5 protein-coding genes are annotated in these 6733 nt (G+C 61.0%); 3 read left to right on the top strand and 2 right to left on the bottom strand.

The annotated features are described in order from the left end of the window. From AC1Q80_RS29545 to AC1Q80_RS29535, 3 genes are all read left to right on the top strand, one after another. On the top strand, positions 1-265 hold a 265-nt coding region (locus AC1Q80_RS29545), incomplete at its 5' end, for an electron transfer flavoprotein subunit alpha/FixB family protein (RefSeq protein WP_492362794.1). A gap of 337 nt (positions 266-602) precedes the next feature. Next, complete coding sequence (locus tag AC1Q80_RS29540) at positions 603-2246, top strand: caspase family protein (RefSeq protein WP_492362793.1); 1644 nt, start codon at positions 603-605, stop codon at positions 2244-2246. 428 nt (positions 2247-2674) lie between these two features. Beyond that, positions 2675-3268, top strand: coding sequence for an autotransporter outer membrane beta-barrel domain-containing protein (locus AC1Q80_RS29535; RefSeq protein WP_492362792.1), 594 nt, complete (start codon positions 2675-2677; stop codon positions 3266-3268). 322 nt (positions 3269-3590) lie between these two features. Here the strand turns inward: AC1Q80_RS29535 and AC1Q80_RS29530 are convergent, their stop codons facing one another. Further along, positions 3591-4664 carry a porin gene (locus AC1Q80_RS29530; protein ID WP_492362791.1) on the bottom strand — a complete coding sequence of 358 codons (1074 nt, stop codon included), beginning with the start codon at positions 4662-4664 and terminating at the stop codon, positions 3591-3593. A gap of 149 nt (positions 4665-4813) precedes the next feature. Beyond that, complete coding sequence (locus AC1Q80_RS29525) at positions 4814-6550, bottom strand: LVIVD repeat-containing protein (RefSeq protein WP_492362790.1); 1737 nt, start codon at positions 6548-6550, stop codon at positions 4814-4816. Between the last annotated feature and the right edge of the window lie 183 nt (positions 6551-6733).

The raw sequence follows: 6733 nt of genomic DNA, 5'->3' as shown, positions 1-6733 counted from the left end.
AGCCGTCGGTGCCTCGCGCGCCGCGGTCGATGCCGGTTACGCCCCGAACGACTGGCAGGTCGGCCAGACCGGCAAGGTGGTCGCCCCCGATCTCTACATCGCCTGCGGCATCTCCGGTGCGATCCAGCACCTGGCCGGCATGAAGGACTCGAAGGTCATCGTCGCCATCAACAAGGACGAGGAGGCACCGATCTTCCAGGTCGCCGACTACGGCCTCGTCGCAGACCTGTTCGAAGCCCTGCCGGAAATGGAGCGGGTTTCCTGAGCAGACGTCAGTAACGACGGCTGGACGATGACGTTCAGCCGTCGTTACTGATCGTCCATGCGCCGACATGCAGGGCACGACCCGCTGATGGCCGAATTCCTCATGACATCACCTCTACACTCCCCCACTGACAGTCCGATGATGCGACAACATCCGACGGGTCTCCTCAGCCTCGAGATCTTTCCGCCTTGGTTGACTGGGCCCGCGTGGAAGATCATCCTTATTCAACCTGACTGCAGTCCCTTGGGCTGGTCCGATGCGCTGAAAGCGACCATCGGAGGTGTGCCTGTCAAACGTCGATTTCGACACGGGAGCATGGTCGGTGGGGGTGGCTCCTATGTATTACCTTCGTGTGGCCATTGCGCTCTCCTTTATCTTTCTAAGCTCGTATGCTTGGGCCGAAAAGCGCATCGCATTGGTCATCGGAAACTCGGCTTACCAGCACGCACCACAGCTTGCGAACCCTCAGAATGACGCCGGCGACATGGCATCCAAACTGACAGGGCTGGGGTTCGTGGTTGTGACGGGGCGTGACCTCGATCTGGCGGGAATGCGGCGGTCGATCAGAGAGTTTGTACGCAAACTCGAAGGCGCTGACGTCGCACTCTTTTTCTATGCCGGACACGGCCTGCAGGTAAACGGGGACAACTATATGATCCCGGTCGACGCCCAGCTTCAATCAAACAACGATCTGGATTTCGAGGCGTTGCCGATCGAGCTCGTCCTCTCCGCAATGGAGCGCAACGCCAAAGTCAATGTGGTGTTCCTCGACGCGTGCCGCGACAATCCGCTCGCCGTGACATTGGCTCGCTCCCTGGGAACTCGATCCGTGGCAGTGGGGCGAGGGTTGGCGAAACTCGATACCGGCGTCGGCTCGCTGATTGCGTTCGCAACTCAGCCGGGAAATGTTTCCCTTGACGGGGCTGGAAGGAACTCCCCGTTCACGACCGCTTTGCTGAAACACCTCGGCACGCCCGGTCAGAGCATAACGGATGACATGATTGCCGTGCGTCGAGCCGTGTTGCAGGTCACGGATGGCAAGCAGATCCCCTGGGACAGCTCATCGCTGACAGGCCCCGTTGTTCTAAATCCCTTGGCAGTCCCGGACACGGCAACCGGCCCAGCGGCGCCAGCGGATACCGACAGAACCGTAGAAATTGCCTATTGGAATTCCATCAAGGATGCGACCGAAAGCAACTTCTTCGAAGCATACCTCCAGCAATACCCAAACGGCGCGTTCGCAACGCTGGCGAAGTTGAAGATCGCGGCAATCGGGCGCGAGAAGGAAAGGCAGATGACGGAGCGGGAAAAGGCAGTTTCCGAGCGTGCCGCGAAGCCTGCAGACGACGCGCGGAAGACTGAAGTCGCTGCGCTTGACCAGGCCAACTCAGGGACACAATCCTCCGGTTCGCCCGCCGACAACATGGCTCCCGGCGACCTCGCGTTCGCCACGCAAAAGGAACTGGCGCGCCTCGGATGCCTCAGCCAAGTCGACGGAAAATGGGGTGACAGCAGCCAGAAGGCCCTTCGAGCATATGCCGCGCGCAAGGGACTGAGGCTTGCATCACTCGCACCGACCGAGGCGCTTTTGAATGGGCTGAAAGCGATTGGCAACCGTGTCTGCCCGCTGGTCTGCGCCAACGGAATGGAGGTACGGGACAACCGCTGTTTCGCACCCGGCCTGGGCGTCTTCGACGGCACATGGAAGATTGTAAGGCACGCAAAGACGGACTGCGGCGACTGGCGCGAACTCTCGACAACCGTTTCCGTAAGTCACGGCGCGGTGTCGTCTGGATCTGGATTTTCGGGGAAAATCTCCAGCAACGGAACCGTCAACATCACCCACGCATTTGTCCATAAGGGAAGGAAGGGCGGCAACATCCTGACGGGAAGGATAAATGGAGCGACCGGGACCGGCAGGTTCAAGGGGACCGGGGCAGGCAGCGGCTGTTCGGGCACGATTACTTTGAGCAAGATGTAGAATGAAAGTTCGTGGCTGAACATGAGCCACGTGTGGCGACAGTGTCAGCTCTCTCGCCTGCCACCTGAAGGTGAGAATGCGCTCGATTGCATTGCCGCCTCGCGGAAGGGACCCGAGCCATTGCGGCAATCCCACCCTGCGCCACTCAACTCCTCATGCGCCCGCCCATAGGCCACGGAAATGGCGCGGAACTTGATCGCTTGCCACAGGATATGGTCCCGGAGCAGGGTTTGAGAGACGAATAAGTCGCCGCGATTACCGGGAAGGCTCCAGACGAGAAACCCTTCCGATTTTGCCCGGGAAAATACCCTCTGCACATGGCCCCGCGATAGGGTGTGCCTGTTCGAGACGTCACTTGCAGGAAGCGCTCCGAGGCAGACTGGCCGATCAATTTCCTGAAGGCCGGCCGGCACACGGCAGATAAGTTCTTGCAGGATATTGCGCTGATCGGCCCGTCGTTCCACTTCGACCGCATGACCGATCCTACCGACGCCGACGCCGAACTGACCGGTAACGGCTGTTTGGCCGGCCCTTATGCTTCGTTCGAGCTTGGCTCCGGCGTGTTCCTCGACACCAGCCTGCTCTACGGCGGTTCCTGGAACGACGTCGACACGGAGCATTTCGGCGGCTCGTTCGATACGCGCAGGGCGATGTGGGACTCGAAACTGCAGGGGCAGTGGCAACTCGGTGACGCAACCGTCCTCACACCCGTGCTACGTGCCGTCCTCCTCAGCGAGACCGTCGACGACTACAGCGTCTCGAACGGCGACGGTACCCAAGTCGATTTCAAAGGGTTCGCACAGGAGCAACTGCGCTTCAGCGTCGGCGCGGAACTGGAGCGTGCTTGCCTGCTCGAAAGCGGCCTGCTGCTGACGCCCCGCTTAGGCGGCACTGCGGGATTTGCCGCGTTGGACAATAGCGGCGCTTTCGGCTGGGATTTCGACTTCTCGCGGCTCTACGGCATCGAAAGTGAAGGCGAGCAGACGGTTGGTGCGAAGGCAGGTGCTCATGTGCGTTTCTGATCGAGTGCATGCCATTTGACTGGACTGGCGAGGCGGCACATCTGAGGGCAGACGCGAAACGCCGCCGCTCCTGCACATAACCCCTCCGCCTGTGTTGCCCGGGTCTTGATCCTAGGCTTGCCGCACCTGCGTCGTCGGACAAGGGACAGCCCCGGCGGTTGCCCGATGGTTTCGATGACAATGAAAACGATTGGCGATGCAGCCATGGCTGAACGGAGCGCCGGCATCGTCGTGCCGATTTCAGCCCCATCATTCGTCGCGCTCGTTGTCGAGCATAGACATGCGTCGGCGGCGATGTCGCCGCCGACGCATATTCGCATGTTTAGAAGTTTCTCTGGAAACGCACGACGCCGCCGAAGGCGTCTTCGTGTCCGCGGAAGCCGCGGAAGGCGGTGTAGTCAAGTTCCGGTGTGATCTTGAAGCCCGGTACGACTTCGTAGGCGACATTGAGTGCCGCGTTCCACGTGCCGTCCTCCTCGAAGGAGATCTGGCTGTTGATGGTGGCCTTCTCGCTGACCTCTGCGGAAAATCCGCCCCACATCGCCCAATCGCCATACCAGCTGCCATAATAGTTCGGCTGGGTCGGATCGGACTGGTAGGCGGCCATCACGAACAATGAGAGCGCGTCGGTAACCTCGAGATTGACGCGTGCCTTGAGGGCCCAGGCGTCATAGCGGGTGTCATAGGCCGCCATGCCGAAGAGCGTGAACCGGTCCTGCTCGTATTTGACGCCGCCGAGGAGGTGCGGAATCCTGTCGGCTCGCAGGTCAAACCACTCACGACTTACCACGCCCGACGCATCGACCGTCTCGAGTTCCCAGGAGCCGTTGCCTTCCTCGGCGCCGACCATAGCGGAGAATCCGCCTCCGAAGTCGTGGGTGTAGCTCGCCTGCATCGTGCGGTCACCGGAATAGTAGATGACGTCGTCATAGATGACGTTGCCGGCACCCCAGGTCCAGTTCGCGAAAAGGGAATCGGCAATCCCGACAGAGAAGCCGGCAAGCTCGATGACACCTTCCGAAATATAGATACGCTCTCCCGATGCCTTGTGCTCGAAACGGGTCTCCAGATAGGAACGTAGCGTTCCGAACTCGGTTTCGTTGCGGGCGTCGAAGCGCAGCGTGGCCCGTGCCTTGCCCGGCAAGCCATCGAGCGAGCCGCCCCAATAGACATCGTCGCCGGCAGCAACCTCGTGGCGCAGATAGCCGCTGATCTTCAGGCAGGTTTCGGTGCCCGGTACATAGAAGAAGCCGTTGCCATAGGCATCACAGACGCGGACATATTCGACGGGTTCCGCGTCCGAGGCCATTGCCGGTTGCATGCCGGCCATCACACAGAGCGCTGCTGCGGCACCTTTCAGGAGGAAAGGCGCCGTCGCACTGGATTGCTTGTTCATCTTGAGTTGGTTCTCTCATTGGTTTCAGAAAATCGGGAAAGCTTCGCCGGCTCCGTCCACGGCGCGCCGGACAAGCAGATCCTGATTGGGGTCGGATGGAATGGCAGAGGATGGGCCGGCGTCGGTTGCGATGCCGACCCTGTCAGCGGTTATCCGCGCGGCGGCCAGACTTCGCCGGTAAGACCGGTCTTCGGCTCACCGAGAAGAGGCGTCTTCAGGGCGCGGATGCCGTCGATGCTGATCAGCCAGATGATGTTGCGGTCATACTCCGTGAAGACCGCGAAACTGGCATTCTCATAGGTGTAATCAGGCATTTCCTCAGGCTTGGGGAAACGCGGCACGTAGTAGCCGGCGATCTTCGGATCCTTCGGATCCTTGACGTCGAAGATCTGCAGGCCGGCATTGTAGAAGGCGTAGGGCAGGATGCCTTCGCGGCTGTGGCCCGGCTGGTGGGTCGTGCCGGAGCGCTTCGGACCGAAGCTGCCGCGCCGCTGGCAATAGTCGGTGAATTCAGCCTCTGCCGGCGGGGTCGGACGGGGGAAGGTGGCGACGACCTTCGGGTCCTTCGGATCCTTGGCGTCGATGACCAGCACGTCCTTGTAGGGTTCGTAGCAGTTGGAGTTCATCGGGTAGCCGTTGGCAAAGACATAGCCGGTGCGCTCGTACTGGCTGGTATCGGCATTGTCGAACTCGGTGCCGGCAAAACTCGGTGGAATGCTCAGATGTCCCATCATTTCCGGCGTGCCGGGGTTGGTGAGGTCGAAGGTGTAGAAGCCGAGACCGCCCATGGCGCCGAAACCGATCGTGCCACCCTTTTCCACGGGCTTCGGCAGGAACAGCGGCATGCGCGACCCCATCCAGGACGTGCGGTTGCCGGCGCGCGGGTTCATCAGGTAGGCATCCTCGCTTGCCTTGTCCCCGACCACCTGGCCAGGAACGGTGACCTGGCTGACGAAAAGAGGATTGGCCGGGTCCGTCATGTCCCAGGCCTGGTACCCCGGCGAATGCAGGTAGTCCGGGTATTCGGTCAAGGCGTAGCTGTCGTCGGGCGCCGCCGAGAGATACATGTACTTGCCGCCGAACCAGGCGGGCGCGTCGAGCGAACCGGAGCCCTGCTGCTTGCCGATGGGCGCGTCGGGGTTGTTGATGTCGGTCGTGCGGGTGGCGATCAACTTCCAGTCGCTCGGCAGCGGGCCGTTCATCTCGTAGACCTTGAAGCCCTTGAGCGAATTGTACTGGCGCAGCGTCTCGACGATGTCAGGCTGTGTGCGCTTGTTGTCGAGGATGCCGAAGCGGCCGATCTCGTAGGAGGCAACGACGACGTTCTTCTGGAGCTTCTCGCTCCAGGCGATGGTCATGCCGCCGAAATAGTCCTGCACCGTCTTGGCGTCCCAGTCCTCGCTGGAGCCTTCCGGTCCCCAGACGCCGCCCTTGGAATAGACGACTTTGGCTTTTGCGGGGTCGGTGATGTCGAGCACCCGCATGTAATCGCGGTCATGCAGGTACATGTAGCGCTTGCCGTTGAAATCCGCGACGTCCGGCCAGGCATGCCACGGCGACGTGATGTGCGGGTAGAAGGCGATTTCCTCGACATTGCTCTTGTAGGTCTTGTCATCCCAATGGTCGAGCTGGCCCGGGAAGTTCGGCGATGCGCCCAGTGCGGTGGCGCGCGGCGCGTTGAACTTGCCCGTTGCCGGGTCCATGCCGTAATCCTTTCCAGGGGTCAGCGCCGGCGGCAGCTTGTCATAGGTCAGCTCCGACCAGCGCTTGAGGTGGGGATCCTGGATGTTGATCTCCGTCGGCACGTCCTTTTCCCAGCCGGCACCAAGGGCAGAGCCCGTCGCCAGACACAAAATCGAGCATGTGATAATCAGCCTTTTTGGCATGTCCGTCTCCTCCTGCAATATCGGTGATATGCCTGCGTCCAAGGCGGTCGCGGCGCAAGGCAAACGACAGGACGGCAGCGAACACCGCACGGCGTCGCATTCCGAATTCCTTTGTTGTGTCAGTGGATTGCGCAGGCTTCCTCATGCCCGCAGTAATCACGCCGCTCCCGTTTGCTGGCCGGT

It is taken from the genome of Ensifer sp. GW823-FHT05D09 (genome assembly GCF_058795755.1).
This window is presented reverse-complemented; position numbering and strand designations above follow the sequence as displayed.